The sequence below is a fragment of the Bacillus sp. FSL W7-1360 genome, from assembly GCF_038592975.1.
Lineage (GTDB): Bacteria > Bacillota > Bacilli > Bacillales > Bacillaceae_D > Shouchella > Shouchella lonarensis.
On the sequence record NZ_CP151950.1, the window covers coordinates 1,363,725 to 1,377,539 of the forward strand.

A 13,815-nucleotide genomic window follows, 5' to 3' on the forward strand; every position below is an offset into this window, starting at 1 on the left:
GAAAGGCACATCCTTCGCTTAAGGACGTGCCTCTTTTTTAAATGGGAGAATGATGGCAGGCTCCCGTTGAATATACTGACATGTATAGCCTTCTGTTTCTCTTTTTAAAAATGTTTTTTTCGATATTGGGCGCGGGGATGACCACGCAACGGACGTTAAATTCATCCAACAATCATGTGTAATATACTCCTGCTTGTAGTAATATGTATGCCCATTTGTAAACTGTTCACATATATATTTTACCGTTTGCTTTGAGTGCATGAGAACCCACCTTTTTCTTCTAGTATGAACAATTTCCTAGTGGTTTATTTCCAACTCATGCCTTGACGTTATATATGTCAAAAGAGTACCATGAAGTAGCAAGGGCTTTTTCTTGATGTCGTTTACCTGGCGCATGAACAATAAAACTCTAACTAAAAGAAGTGATTCCTTTGTTAAATGCATTAAAAGACCGGCTGCTTTCTGACGCAGACATCAAAACATTGATTATCCCTGCTGACAAAGTAGCCCATGTCCAAGTTGGTAATCCGCTCGAACATGCACTGCTTGTTTTAATTAAATCTGGCTATACGGCCATCCCTGTCTTAGACGAATCCTTTCGCCTGAGTGGTCTAATTAGTAAGTCACTCATTCTTGATTCCCTTCTCGGTGTAGAAAACTTTGAAATGGATCGTCTGGCTGAACAAAGTGTCCGCGATGCAATGAATGAAGATGTCCCACGCATCTTGCCAGATGCAACATTTTCAAAAGCATTATCACTCTCCATTAACCACCCGTTCCTATGCGTCGTCGATCAACATCGCTCTTTTATCGGGATTTTGACACGACGATCCATTCTGGGACTCATTAGTAAGTACTTACATCAGCATTAAAAAAAGTAGGTCTGTTCATTTCTGTCAGACCTACTTTTTTTCATCTTATTTAGTGCCACCATTCACGACCATCTGTTCAATAATTGCCACAACGAGCGTTGTTGTCTTTTGCAACGATGTAATCGATATTTGCTCTTTTGTCGTATGAATAAATTCATAGCCAATTGCCAAATTAATGGTTGGAATACCGAAGCTTGCAATGACATTTGCATCGCTCCCGCCTCCACTTGCCAACGTACGGGGGGTAAAACCGCACCGCTCAATTGCTGCTTTTGCTGTTTGTACAACTTGCGCGTCGTCGTTTTCTTTGTAGCCCGGATACGCATATGTCACTTCTACTTCACAGGTCGTTCCCATCTCGATGGCAGCTGTTTCAAATGCTGTTTTCATTGCTGTAATTTGTTTTTCTAATTTTATGCTGTCTAACGAACGTGCTTCAGCAGTAATTTCCACTGAATCACAAACGATGTTCGTCTGGTCTGTTCCTCCAGCAAAGCGACCAATGTTTGCCGTCGTTTCCTCATCAATGCGTCCAAGTGGCATTTTTGCAACAGCTTTTGCTGCAACAGTGATGGCTGAAATGCCTTTTTCAGGTTCGACACCAGCATGAGCTGTTCTCCCACGCACATACGCTTTTATTTTCGCCTGAGAAGGCGCAGCGGTCACCATTTCACCTACTTCCCCATCACTGTCAAGTGCGTATCCATAGACAGCATCAATTTTCTCAGGTGGAAGTGCTTTTGCACCAACTAGACCAGACTCTTCACCAACTGTAATAATAAATTGGACTTGTCCATGCGGAATATCTTGTTCTTGAATCATCCGGATGGCTTCTAACATTGCAGCAATTCCTGCCTTGTCATCCGCACCAAGAATCGTCGTCCCATCCGTTTTAATCATATCACCCTCTATGACCGGCTTAATTTCTTTCCCTGGCACTACAGTATCCATATGTGACGTAAAATAGATTGCGTCAATGCCTTCTTGCGTTGCCTCAAGTGTGCAAATTAAATTTCCAGCGCCGTGACCAGTCACTTCTTTTGCATGATCTTCCTCCACCCTCAGACCTAACGCCTTAAACTTCGCCTTCAATAGCTCACTCATTTCTCCCTCATAACCTGTTTCAGAGCTCGTTTGTACAAGTGTTACAAATTCTTGAACCAATCGATTTGTATCCATACACATCTCCCCATTCCAATAACGCTCATTCATTTTTACCACTCTCTATTCATATCACGATTCCTCGCAAAGTTCAATAAGCAGCCCTTGGGCGACATGTGGGTGTATAAAAATCACGTTCCGATTACAACTCCCCTTTAACAAAGTGTCCGATGTAAAACGACAGCCCGCTTGCCGCAAAGACAAATAAACTTCGTGTAACTTTCGGACAGAAAACGCAACATGATGAAATCCAGGACCCTTTTCTTTTAAGAATAAATTTAAGGATTGGTTTCTTGGTAATGGCTCGATAAGTTCAATTTTAAATAAACCTGCTTCCAAAAACACAATGTTTACATTATGCTCTCTTAATACTTCTATCTTCGACGCTCGTACTCGAAAAATCTCTTCAAACCATGGTATGTACGATGCCAACGCTGGAACTGCGTATGCCACATGATCTAATTTGTACACTGCACCTTATTCACCTCTTGCTTGTTTCCGTTTTTTTAGATACACTACTGTAAGAATCGTTATTATGTAAGGAGGCGTTCGTATGCCACGCAAATTCCAGCGGGTCATTGTTTACATTATGATTGGAACCCTCATTCTAGGCGGCATTTTCACTGGTGCTGCCGGACTAGGTATTTTTTAAGAAGCATCAATCACAGCGGGGAGAAATGGTCTACCTGCTTTTTTTATTTAATCGTCTAAAGTAGACCATATTTCTTACCGATTGCCTCAAATGATGCTTTTTCATCTACAATGACAATGGTACTACCTACTTCCAAGCGCTCATATAAACGCTCCACACTCTCATTGGCGAGTCTTATACAGCCAGCGGATACACGGTAACCAATCGAGCCTGGACGATTGGTTCCGTGCAGACCATACGTACGTCCTTCTGTGCCAAGGGCATCAAACCCAATCCATCTACTACCAAGTGGGTTATTCGGCGCACCACCAGCAATGTTTTTCTTTCTGTAATAAGGGTTTTTCGCTTTTACCCGAACCGTAAACTTTCCAAGAGGGGTTTCATCCCCCTTTTTACCCGTGGCGACTGAATGAATTTCTTCCACATGACGTGACTCAATGAGCGCGAGTGTGTGCGTGTGTACATTGACTATAACACTTGCTTGAGGCATTTCCCATTCAATGAAAGTAGACGGTTGCGTTCCTAATAAAAGCAGTGTAAAAAACAAGCTCATTCCTTTCACTAAACCGTCGCCCCTTTTTTAAATTATATTTTATCTTTTACTCCCCTCATCCCTTTTATCCATTTTCTTTTCGCTCTTACTTCCCGTCCCTCATCTCTGACACCTGGAAAGGACACTTCCCTTGAATCGGCTCGCAATCATCACTAATAAAAAACTGTTTCCACTCATGGTGGGTCGGGTCACCATAATAGCCTACATCTGGGTGTGTAGCAATCCCATCCCACTTCTCTGCTTTCTTACGTATTTTGTCTCGCGCTTCTCGTCCTTGTTGTAACGTCCCCTCTAATCCTTTAAAAATATTACGCGGCTGGAAACCTAATACCAAACTTTTCCCTAAATTACGCGCACGTCTCTTCTGATAAGCAGGCGCATTTCCAAACACAAACATCGGGCATGACGCAAAGCAAAAAGACCATAAGTGATGGTCTGGATCAGTTGGAATGTCTACGGGCCATTCTTCTTTGTCTTTACGATTCAAATATGTTAACACATCCCAAAAATAACGACGATAATATGCAAACGGTTGCACTTTTGACTCCGGCTCCACAAACAACAAAAAAACACTTCGCTCATTCCCAGTTGTCTTTGTAAACGAAATGAATTCCTGCAATGTTGTCGGCAAATGTACCCAATCATTATGACATAAGTACGAATAATGCACATTGCCTCTTCTTTCTTCTTTTTGTCCAAAAAAACAAGGAAACCCTGGTTCCTCTACAACCCTTTTATACTGTGCATATGTTTTTTTTACCCAGTTTGGCATATTCATTACACCCATTTGTTCTTTTGTATACAACTGAGACTGATTCAAAGCTGTCCTCTCCCTTTCATTCCCCTCAGACACAATTTACTGTTTCATGCTGAGAAACTGTTTTCTTAGTATGTTATGAACGAAAGGGTCGTGTTAGACTAAACCAATCTTGTGCTTCTACTTTTGAGGACAAGCGCATGAAATAGTAAGAAAGGGGTTGCCATTTATTCCTCCATAGCAAACGGGAAGGAGATATCTTATGTATGAAGCAGCATCTGCAATGATTCTAGGTGTGTCACTTGCTGCCCCTGTAGGTCCAATCTGTTTAGAAGTGTTAAAACGCGGTCTCTCTTATGGCTTTGCTGCTGCTATCGTTGTTGCTCTCGGTGGTATGACTGCAGACGCGCTCTTCATGTTACTAATTTCTTTAGGACTTTCCCATTTTATTTCACAAATGCATGTGCAATTGGGTTTGTATTTCATTGGCGCGTTATTTCTGCTCTATTTAGGAAGTCAATCCATTGCTAATCGCCATTCCCTTTCTTCTCATCAAAAAAGAGCATCATATGCTCCTGCATATTTATGGCAGTCATATCGGGTTGGCTTCGGCATCGCCTTATTCAACCCGATTAACTTCCTTTTTTGGTTTGGTATTTACGGATCATTGTTTTCAGAAATGATTCATCGCACAACATCAACTGAATTTTACATTCATATTTTCTTTTTGTTTGTCGGGATTCTTTTGTGGAATGTAAATCTTGCTGTCTTAGCCCACTTCGGTTCAATGTGGTTACGCGGGCAATTACTTTCCCTCGTCAACATTCTTGCAGGTCTTATGCTCTTTTATTTTGCGGCACACTTTATTCACCTATTGCTGCAACTGGTTCTTTCACAGTAAAGTGCGAGGAGGATGGTTTATGATACACCGTTCTTGGCAAAAAAACCGATACCCTTGTGCCTATGCCAATCTCACTTTGTACATCTACAGCACCTCCGTGCATCTCAGCAATTGTGTAGCAAATCATCAAACCAAGACCGGTCCCTTTTTCTTTTGTGGAATAAAATGGCTGACCAATCACATGAAGTCTTTCTTCAGGTATGCCTACACCTTCGTCAACAACGCACACACGAATATCATGCTCGCCTATATCCGTTTCTAATACAATTGGTGTCCCTGGCTCACTTGCATCCGCGGCGTTTTGAATTAAATGTTCAAACATAAATAGTAGATCCTTCTTACAACCTGTAATAAAAACAGGCGCTTTACTCACCCATTCAATGGGATGTGTCACCGCAACAGCCTTCATGCGCTCTGTTTTTAGTAACGACTGAAAAAAAGCCTTCATACAAAATTCCGTTACTTCTTCACGATCTTGGGTGCGTGCCAAAAAAGCATATTCACTCACAATTTGTTCTATCCGCTCCAATTCTTGTTTTGTCACATGAAAAAACGATTGTGGCAACAAATCTTTTTCTGAGAAGAATTGCATAAACCCTTTAATAGACGTGAGTGGATTACGAATTTCATGCGCCATACTTGCTGCCAAGCGAGAAACGACATCCATTGCTTCTTCTCGTCTATAGGGCGTAATAGGTTTTTTTAACATCGACACAAATACAGCTTTCCCCGCCAGTCGGATCGGCAAAATGGCACATGTCACGTCTTGAGATAAGCCTTCAGCTGTTTTAATGCGAACAGCTCGATACCATGTGCGGCTTTCTTCTTCCTGTGCTTGCTTTAAAATCATCAAATCTGCCTCTGTCACATACTCGTGCAATTGCTCACCATTTAATTGCCCTGCTGGCAGCTGCAACAGATCATGCATTGCTTGATTGGCAAAATACACATGTTCCATATCATGAATCGCATAACACTCCTCAGACAACTGCAACATACGTTGAATATCGTTTTCACTTGGAAATACCTTGTGACATGAGACTAACTCGACAACATAACATGCTTTCCCACTAACTAATTGCAGTTCATAACGATGCGTGTCGTTCTGACAATATATAGACTGTTCCTTTTTATTGTAGTCAACAAGCGCCCAAGGCACAATTTCAAACAAGGATGTGGCATTGTGGAATTGCTTTGCCGCTTGATTACAGGAATTGATCTTTCCTTCTTTATCTGCAATCCACACAGGATGTTCATGAGCGTCATCAGCTAAACACTCTCCTACATCGGCGGTCTCCTCTTCAAGCGTCACAAGGGTGTAGCCATCTTCATACGTGACTTTTTCTACAACACAAATACAAACCTCTCCGCTCACCTTCTTCATCTTCCATTTATCACCTAAATCATCAAGCACATACTGAGCAATCTCTTCCTCTGGATGACAGTGTCCTGGAACATGCATGATGTCATTAAACAACGTATTTCGGTACACAATGGTTTTGTCTGCAAGCACAATAATTTGTGCTTTCGTGCTACGATTGAGTAAGTCTGCAATGATCAATTTCATTTTTACAGCCACACGCGCCAGCCTACTCACTGGCTATTGGCATACCCCCCCTTTGTTAATGTCAAAATGAAACATTTTTAACCACGAAAAGGAACTTTTCCTGATGAATTGTTACTTATTAATCGTACATAGCGAACATGCACACTTCCCGAATGACAAATTCCCTTACATTGTTAACCTATTCGGCAAACCTGAAAATGAATCCTCCTTCTCCGCGATTATTTTCGTTCTTGAAATTACGACAGAAATAAATGCCGCTCGACACCGCTCTTATGTATAACAATACGACTTTTAAAACCTCACCATTTGTCACAGAACGATGACGAACAGAAAAGAAGCAGGACAAAATGATCCTACTTCTTGTCTTATTATTTTATTTCAGCGTTCACAGCGACAGCGCCGAAAATAATAAATGAATAAAAAATAACAATCCAATGATATACATTGTTACAGAAACAACTCTCATCTTTCCGGCCAATATATGGATCAAAGGATATAATACAAAGCCAAACGCAATTCCATCCGCAATGGAATGCGTTAACGGAATGAGCACCACTACCATATAAGCAGGAAACCATGACAGAAAATCGTCAAAAGAAACGAAACGCAACTGTGTCATCATTAATCCGCCTACAATAATGAGTACCGGAGCAATGGCACTATCTGGAATATAGGCTAAAAACGGTAAAATTAATACCGTTAACGCAAATAAACCTCCCGTGACAACTGCTGTTAGTCCTGTTTTTCCACCTGCAGATAATGCTGCTGCTGTCTCAGCTGTTGAGACGGTCGGACTTGTGCCAAATACCCCGGCACTCATTGCAGAAACCGCATTTGCTTGTAACGCTCGCTTTGACTTATCAGGTCGCTTTAACACCGACGTATAACCAGAGATCAGGCCAATGTTTTCAAACGTCAACACCATCGTCAATGCGAAAACCGATGTCCAAAACGTCACCGTGCCAACCATTTGAAACGAAAATTGGCCAAAAACCTCACTGTAATTTGTTTGTGATAAATTAATGACAGATCCACTCGTTTCGACACCTACCAATAATCCAATCCCAATGCCAATGACAATTGTCCATAAAAAATGACCAGGGATCTGACGCGCATACAAGGCCATTGCCACGCCGAGCGTACATAACGTCGCGAGTGGCATCGCTTCACTTAACGGAGCAAGTTGTAAAAATGTCTCCGGATGCGCAACGAGTAAGCCACCTTTTTGTAAGCCAATAAATGCGAGAAATAACCCAATTCCGGCAGTGATTGCATGCTTTAAGGCATCTGGAATCGTTTCATTAAGCAAATCGGCAAGCTGTGTAAACGCCACAACCATGAATAAAAGACCCGAAACAAATACAACTGCCAGCGCCTCTTGCCAAGACAAGCCGGCACTTTGAACAAATGTAAATGTGAACATTGCGTTAATACCCATTCCTGGAATGAGCATGATAGGCATATTGCTCCATAATCCCATCACAATACAGCCGATTGCGGAAGTCAAGATTGTCGCAAGGGCTGCTCCAGCAAGCGGAATGCCTGCATCCGCTAAGATGGTACTATTAATGGCAACAATATATGCGCACGTTAAAAAGCCGACCATTCCAGCTGCAAATTCTTGCTTTACACTTGTACCATGCTGCTTTAATTCAAATTTCGTCAACCATTGTTTCAACATTCTCCACTCTCTTTATTTCTTCCCTCACCCACCCAGTGTCATCACACCAAAATAATACTAACATGATCGGTTGGAAATGGAAAGATTCAATTGTGTAAGCAATATTATCTTCTCCATAAATAAATCGTGTTATAATAAAGCTGCAAAAAGATTCGAAAGGAGTGTGTATCCTACTCATGTCTGTAAAAAAAGCGACATTTGCTGGTGGCTGCTTTTGGTGTATGGTCAAACCCTTCACCTCTTATGACGGAATCATTGATATTAAAGCTGGTTATACAGGTGGACATACGAAGAACCCCACATATAAAGAGGTATGCAGCGACACAACTGGGCATGTCGAAGCTGTCCAAATTACGTACGATGCCGAAAAATTCCCGTACACACAACTGTTAGATATTTTTTGGCAACAGATTGATCCGACTGATGCTGGTGGACAATTTTATGACCGCGGTCTGTCTTATCGAACAGCAATTTTTTACCATGACGAACACCAACGTGAAGCTGCGATCGCTTCAAAACGAGCACTTGAGGAAAGTGGCAAGTTTCAAAAACCCATCGTCACTCCTATTGAGAAAGCAACGACGTTTTATCCAGCTGAAGAGGAGCACCAAGACTATTACAAAACCAATCCTGAACATTACACGGCATATTATCGAGGTTCGGGGCGGAAAGCATTTATTGATCAACATTGGGGAGGGAAAAACGATGAAGCGTAACAAAGAATCATTGAAGAAGCAACTTTCACCTATGCAGTATCACGTTACACAAGAGAATGGCACAGAGCCGCCTTTTCAAAACGAATACTTCGATTTAGAAGCAGATGGCATTTATGTTGACATCATTACCGGTAAAGCGCTTTTTTCTTCACGTGATAAATACGATGCCGGTTGCGGCTGGCCAAGCTTTACAAAACCTATTGATGCTCATGATCTTACCGAACACGAAGATCGTAGCCTTGCGCGCATTCGGACAGAAGTGAGAAGCAAAGATAGTGATGCCCACCTCGGCCACGTTTTTCCGGACGGTCCAGGTGAAGCAGGAACACGCTACTGCATTAACTCGGCGGCTTTACGTTTTATTCCTAAAACAGAGTTAGAAAAAGAAGGCTATGCTGCATATCAACAGTTGTTTACAAATAGCGAGGACCAAGGATAAACTTGTATTTTTCTCTTTAAAACATCGCACGACTTCTGGTATGATATAGCTTGAATGATTATGTTTATAAAGGATGATGAAAAAATGAAAACGCGTACAGAACGAGATACAATTGGTCCAATTGAGGTCCCAGCTGACCGCTTTTGGGGCGCGCAAACACAACGTAGCCTAGAAAATTTTAAAATTGGTACTGAGAAGATGCCGATTGCTGTCGTTCGTGCTTTTGCAGAGTTAAAAAAGGCTACCGCCATTGCCAACGGACAATTAAAGGACATGGATGCACGCAAAGTTGACGCAATTACCTATGCTGCTGACCAAGTGATTGCTGGCAAACTCGATGATCACTTCCCACTTGTTGTCTGGCAAACAGGTAGTGGCACGCAATCAAATATGAATATGAATGAAGTGCTTGCATACATCGCTAATGACTACTTGGATGAACAAGGACATGAAGACGTGCGTGTACACCCAAATGACGACGTTAATGCTTCACAAAGCTCCAATGATACATTCCCAACAGCGATGCACATCGCAACCGTTGTCTACGCCGAACATGACTTGCTCCCGGCACTACAGCAATTTGAGGCGACACTTGCCAAGAAAGAAGCTGACTTCAAGGACGTCGTGAAAATTGGACGTACACACTTGCAAGACGCAACCCCACTGACGTTTGGCCAAGAACTTAGTGGCTTCCGCCATATGCTGGAAACATGCACAAAAATGGTACGTGAATCACTGCACTACGTACGTGCGCTTACGATTGGCGGCACAGCTGTTGGCACTGGTCTCAATGCACCAATCGGATTTGGCGCGGCGGTATGTGAACAATTAAGCAAACAAACAGGGGTCACTTTTCAGGCGTCGGAAAACTATTTTCATGGTTTAACGAGCCACGATGAACTCACTCATTTCCATGGTGCCCTAAAAGCCCTTGCTGCTGACGTCTTTAAGATCGCAAATGACATTCGCCTCCTTGCAAGTGGCCCACGCTGTGGGATTGGAGAAGTCACAATTCCTGCAAACGAGCCTGGAAGCTCGATCATGCCAGGAAAAGTGAATCCAACGCAAAGCGAAGCGCTCACGATGGTCGCAGCTCAAGTACTCGGTAACGATGCAACGATTGGATTTGCCGCAAGCCAAGGACATTTCCAACTGAACGTGTTTAAACCGGTCATTATCTATAACGTCTTACAATCGATGCGCTTACTCGCAGATGGCCTAAATAATTTCCATGACAAATGCTTAATCGGTCTTGAAGCGGATGAAGAGAAGATGAATCAATATTTAGGCGACTCTCTCATGCTCGTTACTGCACTCAACCCACATATCGGTTATGAGAATGCCGCACACATTGCTAAAAAAGCACATGCCGAAAAAACAACATTAAAAGCAGCAGCAATTGCTAGCGGGCTATTGACTGAAGAACAATTTGATCAATACGTTGTCCCAAAAAATATGATTGCATCTAAATAAAAGAACCCCACACTCAAAAATATTGTTACAAATGTTTTTGAGTGTTTTTTTACGAGCGAGAAGAAATTGGTCAGTCCTACTCATAATTGGGTTGATTTAAACATTTATATGGTTTATTATTTATATATATTTACTCTATTAATCTACTAGGAGGCATGTAAGTGAACAAAACAATGGTGTCCACATTTGCAGCTGTTATCGTCGGAGCTGTCTCATTGACTACTTTCGGTGAAGACCCAGCAACTGCAGCAACACAAAACTTTTCACAATCCCAAACAAATGCACAGGTTTTAAAGCAGGAGAATATTGTGATCACGTCAAACTTCTCGGATGGAACAGATGACTGGGCTGGCGGCTTTGCGGAATATTTTGTAGGAGAGGAACATCTTTCTGAGTTATTATTCGATCATCGCACACTTCCGAAGCAGCTGGACGATGAAAAGAAAGCGCTTTTTTTGAGCGGTCAAAATGATCATGGAGATTTGTTTATGTTTGTCAAAAAGAAACTGAGTCAAAACCTCCATTTAAAACCAAACACAGCGTACGATATTCAATTTGATTTTGATATTGTTTCGGATCTCACAACAGGTCAACCTGATCTCTCTGCAGGAGAAGATGTATATGTGAAAGCAGGAGCAAGCCCGTATGAGCCTATGGCTTACATCGGGGAACATGGCAATTACTGGCGCATGAGTGCCGATAAAGGTCACGGAGCACTCAGTGGACAAGATGCATTGACTGTTGGGAACTTGGCTAAAAACACTTCTGTTGCAGAATATGAAAAAAAGCATTTTCATACAGCACCACATTCATTTGTTGCCGAAACAAATGACAACGGAGAACTTTGGTTATTTGTTGGTACTGACTCTAGCTTTACTGGAAAAACAAGCATCTATATTCCGCGTATTGAAGCCACACTAACTGAAGTCACAATGTAACAGCATAAAACAGCACAAAAGGCTTCGCCTTCCGTGCTGTTTCTTCTATGTACATACATAGTCATCGCTTTGACAAAGGACTGTTTGTGCTCTCCAACGCTGTACAGTCCTTGCCGACAAAAAGCGATCAACAACAATTATGTTTATGTTTATATGTTTATATTGTATAGAAGGATGATCTGGTCCCTCATTTCACCTATCTACTTACATCAATGGTTTTGTAGCGCGTTGCTTCAAACAATTCATCACGATCCGTATTGTATAACTCAGCAATTTGATTTGCTACTTCTGCACTCATATGACGCTTTCCTGATTCTATTTGCGACATGTATCCAGCCGAAATACCAATCTTTTCTGCTACTTCCCCTAAACTCATTCCATGCTCTAATCGCAACAAGCGAAGTTTCCCTAACATCACACATTTCCTCCTTAAATATTGAAATCTCATCGTGCTCTTACCATTTTACAACGCATATAGCGTTCAATTCAATTCATTTTGCATACCCCTTCCAAATTTACACTTTGGAAAGTATAATAAGGAAAGGCAAGAGATTCACCATAGACACGACAAACATCTTTAGAACAGAGAAAGGACGAAGACAACTATGTTTCCACAACGACTAAAAGAATGCCGTTTAAAAGCACGTCTGACAATGAAGGAAGTAGGACAAACATTAAATATGGCGCAATCAACCATTTCTGGATATGAAAATGGTTCTCGAAAACCTGACCTTGACAACTTACACCGCTTAGCTGATTTTTACAATGTTAGTTGCGATTTTCTCCTCGGACGTACAGACGAGCAGACTGAAATGCTTTTTCATCCAACGACACTATCGGAAAAAGAACAACAATTTCTTCAGGATGCATTGAATCTTTACCGGAAGTACCGTTAAAACAAGCAATCACATCATTTCATCATACGTATAACGAATAACATACTTATCCGTACGAAGTTTTCGTACTTCAATAAATGGACCGGGTTCATATCCTTGCTGCCAATTATCTTCTAGCCTTGCCTTCATACAGCCAGCTTGAAACTGTGATCGAAACACGCCTTTATAATATACCCAGCGCGGTTTCCGGCGTCCCATTCACCTTCTCCTCCTGTTCGCAGATAAAGATTTCATAAAGAAATCTCTCCTTGTATCTTGCCCATCATTGTCATATTATATGATCAAAACGTTAAAAAAACAAAGGTTGTCCTGTCGATTTTTATGATTTACATAAAAATCGACCTCTTCCCCTTACATCTTGTTCACAAACCATGTTACACTATTTACATAAGTATTTCATGCCCAATTTATGGTATTCATATCCATTTTCATGACGCTCCAACTGATTATTTGTTAAAAAGAGAGGAAATCATCAATGAGTAGTTTACAAGGTACCCTTCTACAACTTACAATAGAGAGTACATATTTAAATCATGTCCTGTCCCTCCCTGTGTACAGACCAGCAAACTATACACCTTTGAAGAGCTATGGATTGCTCATTTGTCAAGATGGTCATGACTACTTTCGCTTAGGGCGGATTGCAAGGCAAGCAGAAGAATTAATGGAGGATATGGAGATAGAAGAGACGATTATTGTCGGCGTGCCCTATCCAGATATTGCGACACGCAGAGCATGGTATCATCCAGAAAGTCCCATTTCCACTCATTATAGCCGATTCCTTGCATGCGAATTGTTACCATTTATTGAACAAACATTTTCAACAGAGATCATGGCTCATGCGCGAACACTTGCTGGTGACTCACTTGCAGCAACCGCCTCATTGCAATGTGCATTAGCCTACCCATCCTTATTCGGACGTGTCATCCTGCATTCGCCTTATGTGAATCAACCACTGTTGAATACTGTAGAAGCATATAACAAGACTGTCCCGCTAACCATTTATCATGCGATAGGCACAGAAGAAACGAATGTAACATTAACAACTGGAGAAAAAGCAGATTTCCTTACCCCAAACCGTGTACTTCACCAACTGCTAACACGCACTCCCTTTTCTTATACGTACAAAGAATTTTCAGGTGACCATACATGGACACATTGGCAAAAGGATTTACCTCATGCTTTAAAAAACGTTTTATCCACCTGACTACT

General features: G+C 41.7%; 18 protein-coding genes. 9 read left to right on the forward strand and 9 right to left on the reverse strand.

What is annotated here, in order from left to right; translation table 11 throughout:
* Window positions 1-18 precede the first annotated feature (18 nt).
* Window positions 19-261 (reverse strand): hypothetical protein, encoded by a 243-nt coding sequence (locus NSQ26_RS06795; protein WP_499719881.1) that lies wholly within the window; start codon window positions 259-261, stop codon window positions 19-21.
* Between the two features lie 170 nt (window positions 262-431).
* On the opposite strand from NSQ26_RS06795, the gene cbpB reads away from it, so the two are divergent.
* Entirely contained in the window at window positions 432-872 is a 441-nt protein-coding gene (gene cbpB, locus NSQ26_RS06800; protein WP_090775540.1) for a cyclic-di-AMP-binding protein CbpB, read from the forward strand.
* Between the two features lie 45 nt (window positions 873-917).
* Here the strand turns inward: cbpB and NSQ26_RS06805 are convergent, their stop codons facing one another.
* Both NSQ26_RS06805 and NSQ26_RS06810 read right to left on the reverse strand, forming a co-directional pair.
* Window positions 918-2,057 carry a M20/M25/M40 family metallo-hydrolase gene (locus tag NSQ26_RS06805; RefSeq protein WP_499720005.1) on the reverse strand — a complete coding sequence of 380 codons (1,140 nt, stop codon included), beginning with the start codon at window positions 2,055-2,057 and terminating at the stop codon, window positions 918-920.
* Between the two features lie 48 nt (window positions 2,058-2,105).
* Entirely contained in the window at window positions 2,106-2,504 is a 399-nt protein-coding gene (locus NSQ26_RS06810; protein ID WP_499719882.1) for a VOC family protein, read from the reverse strand.
* A gap of 82 nt (window positions 2,505-2,586) precedes the next feature.
* Here NSQ26_RS06810 and prli42 point away from each other — a divergent pair, with 82 nt between their 5' ends.
* Window positions 2,587-2,685: a stressosome-associated protein Prli42 gene (gene prli42 / locus NSQ26_RS06815; protein WP_176763841.1), complete on the forward strand. Its 99-nt coding sequence runs from the start codon at window positions 2,587-2,589 to the stop codon at window positions 2,683-2,685.
* A gap of 55 nt (window positions 2,686-2,740) precedes the next feature.
* On the opposite strand, the gene NSQ26_RS06820 is transcribed toward prli42, so the two are convergent.
* Complete coding sequence (locus NSQ26_RS06820; protein ID WP_090775625.1) at window positions 2,741-3,238, reverse strand: L,D-transpeptidase; 498 nt, start codon at window positions 3,236-3,238, stop codon at window positions 2,741-2,743.
* 85 nt (window positions 3,239-3,323) lie between these two features.
* Entirely contained in the window at window positions 3,324-4,058 is a 735-nt protein-coding gene (locus NSQ26_RS06825) for a YqcI/YcgG family protein (protein WP_499719883.1), read from the reverse strand.
* A gap of 199 nt (window positions 4,059-4,257) precedes the next feature.
* Between NSQ26_RS06825 and NSQ26_RS06830 the strand changes: the two genes are divergently transcribed.
* On the forward strand, window positions 4,258-4,896 hold the full coding sequence (locus tag NSQ26_RS06830; RefSeq protein ID WP_499719884.1) for a LysE family translocator: 639 nt from the start codon (window positions 4,258-4,260) through the stop codon (window positions 4,894-4,896).
* On the opposite strand, the gene NSQ26_RS06835 is transcribed toward NSQ26_RS06830, so the two are convergent.
* Window positions 4,859-6,475 carry an ATP-binding protein gene (locus NSQ26_RS06835; RefSeq protein WP_499719885.1) on the reverse strand — a complete coding sequence of 539 codons (1,617 nt, stop codon included), beginning with the start codon at window positions 6,473-6,475 and terminating at the stop codon, window positions 4,859-4,861. The genes NSQ26_RS06830 and NSQ26_RS06835 overlap by 38 nt on opposite strands.
* Before the next feature lie 373 nt (window positions 6,476-6,848).
* Complete coding sequence (locus NSQ26_RS06840; protein ID WP_499719887.1) at window positions 6,849-8,144, reverse strand: NCS2 family permease; 1,296 nt, start codon at window positions 8,142-8,144, stop codon at window positions 6,849-6,851.
* Window positions 8,145-8,320: 176 nt separating this feature from the next.
* Between NSQ26_RS06840 and msrA the strand changes: the two genes are divergently transcribed.
* The 4 genes from msrA (at window position 8,321) to NSQ26_RS06860 (ending at window position 11,710) form a co-directional block, all read left to right on the forward strand.
* On the forward strand, window positions 8,321-8,860 hold the full coding sequence (gene msrA, locus NSQ26_RS06845; protein WP_499719889.1) for a peptide-methionine (S)-S-oxide reductase MsrA: 540 nt from the start codon (window positions 8,321-8,323) through the stop codon (window positions 8,858-8,860).
* Window positions 8,850-9,299: a peptide-methionine (R)-S-oxide reductase MsrB gene (gene msrB, locus NSQ26_RS06850; protein WP_499719891.1), complete on the forward strand. Its 450-nt coding sequence runs from the start codon at window positions 8,850-8,852 to the stop codon at window positions 9,297-9,299. The genes msrA and msrB overlap by 11 nt, the downstream gene beginning before the upstream one ends.
* Before the next feature lie 84 nt (window positions 9,300-9,383).
* Entirely contained in the window at window positions 9,384-10,772 is a 1,389-nt protein-coding gene (fumC, locus tag NSQ26_RS06855; RefSeq protein WP_499719893.1) for a class II fumarate hydratase, read from the forward strand.
* 161 nt (window positions 10,773-10,933) lie between these two features.
* The gene (locus NSQ26_RS06860; RefSeq protein WP_090775533.1) at window positions 10,934-11,710 is read left to right on the forward strand and encodes a hypothetical protein; all 777 of its coding nucleotides are present in this window, start codon (window positions 10,934-10,936) and stop codon (window positions 11,708-11,710) included.
* Window positions 11,711-11,906: 196 nt separating this feature from the next.
* Here NSQ26_RS06860 and NSQ26_RS06865 read toward each other — a convergent pair whose 3' ends face one another.
* The gene (locus NSQ26_RS06865; protein ID WP_090775532.1) at window positions 11,907-12,125 is read right to left on the reverse strand and encodes a helix-turn-helix domain-containing protein; all 219 of its coding nucleotides are present in this window, start codon (window positions 12,123-12,125) and stop codon (window positions 11,907-11,909) included.
* A gap of 190 nt (window positions 12,126-12,315) precedes the next feature.
* Between NSQ26_RS06865 and NSQ26_RS06870 the strand changes: the two genes are divergently transcribed.
* The gene (locus tag NSQ26_RS06870; RefSeq protein ID WP_499719895.1) at window positions 12,316-12,606 is read left to right on the forward strand and encodes a helix-turn-helix domain-containing protein; all 291 of its coding nucleotides are present in this window, start codon (window positions 12,316-12,318) and stop codon (window positions 12,604-12,606) included.
* A 9-nt stretch (window positions 12,607-12,615) separates the two neighbouring features.
* Here NSQ26_RS06870 and NSQ26_RS06875 read toward each other — a convergent pair whose 3' ends face one another.
* Window positions 12,616-12,804 carry a hypothetical protein gene (locus NSQ26_RS06875; RefSeq protein ID WP_090775530.1) on the reverse strand — a complete coding sequence of 63 codons (189 nt, stop codon included), beginning with the start codon at window positions 12,802-12,804 and terminating at the stop codon, window positions 12,616-12,618.
* A gap of 277 nt (window positions 12,805-13,081) precedes the next feature.
* On the opposite strand from NSQ26_RS06875, the gene NSQ26_RS06880 reads away from it, so the two are divergent.
* Complete coding sequence (locus NSQ26_RS06880; RefSeq protein ID WP_499719897.1) at window positions 13,082-13,810, forward strand: alpha/beta hydrolase; 729 nt, start codon at window positions 13,082-13,084, stop codon at window positions 13,808-13,810.
* Window positions 13,811-13,815 lie beyond the last annotated feature (5 nt).

What these genes read in the sequence shown, in the direction of transcription:
- NSQ26_RS06795 (WP_499719881.1), bottom strand. Translation starts at nt 261, where the DNA reads ATGCACTCAAAGCAAACGGTAAAATATATATGTGAACAGTTTACAAAT.
- NSQ26_RS06805 (WP_499720005.1), bottom strand. Translation starts at nt 2,057, where the DNA reads ATGTGTATGGATACAAATCGATTGGTTCAAGAATTTGTAACACTTGTA.
- prli42 (WP_176763841.1), top strand. Translation starts at nt 2,587, where the DNA reads ATGCCACGCAAATTCCAGCGGGTCATTGTTTACATTATGATTGGAACC.
- NSQ26_RS06820 (WP_090775625.1), bottom strand. Translation starts at nt 3,238, where the DNA reads ATGAGCTTGTTTTTTACACTGCTTTTATTAGGAACGCAACCGTCTACT.
- NSQ26_RS06830 (WP_499719884.1), top strand. Translation starts at nt 4,258, where the DNA reads ATGTATGAAGCAGCATCTGCAATGATTCTAGGTGTGTCACTTGCTGCC.
- NSQ26_RS06840 (WP_499719887.1), bottom strand. Translation starts at nt 8,144, where the DNA reads ATGTTGAAACAATGGTTGACGAAATTTGAATTAAAGCAGCATGGTACA.
- msrA (WP_499719889.1), top strand. Translation starts at nt 8,321, where the DNA reads ATGTCTGTAAAAAAAGCGACATTTGCTGGTGGCTGCTTTTGGTGTATG.
- msrB (WP_499719891.1), top strand. Translation starts at nt 8,850, where the DNA reads ATGAAGCGTAACAAAGAATCATTGAAGAAGCAACTTTCACCTATGCAG.
- fumC (WP_499719893.1), top strand. Translation starts at nt 9,384, where the DNA reads ATGAAAACGCGTACAGAACGAGATACAATTGGTCCAATTGAGGTCCCA.
- NSQ26_RS06865 (WP_090775532.1), bottom strand. Translation starts at nt 12,125, where the DNA reads ATGTTAGGGAAACTTCGCTTGTTGCGATTAGAGCATGGAATGAGTTTA.
- NSQ26_RS06870 (WP_499719895.1), top strand. Translation starts at nt 12,316, where the DNA reads ATGTTTCCACAACGACTAAAAGAATGCCGTTTAAAAGCACGTCTGACA.
- NSQ26_RS06875 (WP_090775530.1), bottom strand. Translation starts at nt 12,804, where the DNA reads ATGGGACGCCGGAAACCGCGCTGGGTATATTATAAAGGCGTGTTTCGA.
- NSQ26_RS06880 (WP_499719897.1), top strand. Translation starts at nt 13,082, where the DNA reads ATGAGTAGTTTACAAGGTACCCTTCTACAACTTACAATAGAGAGTACA.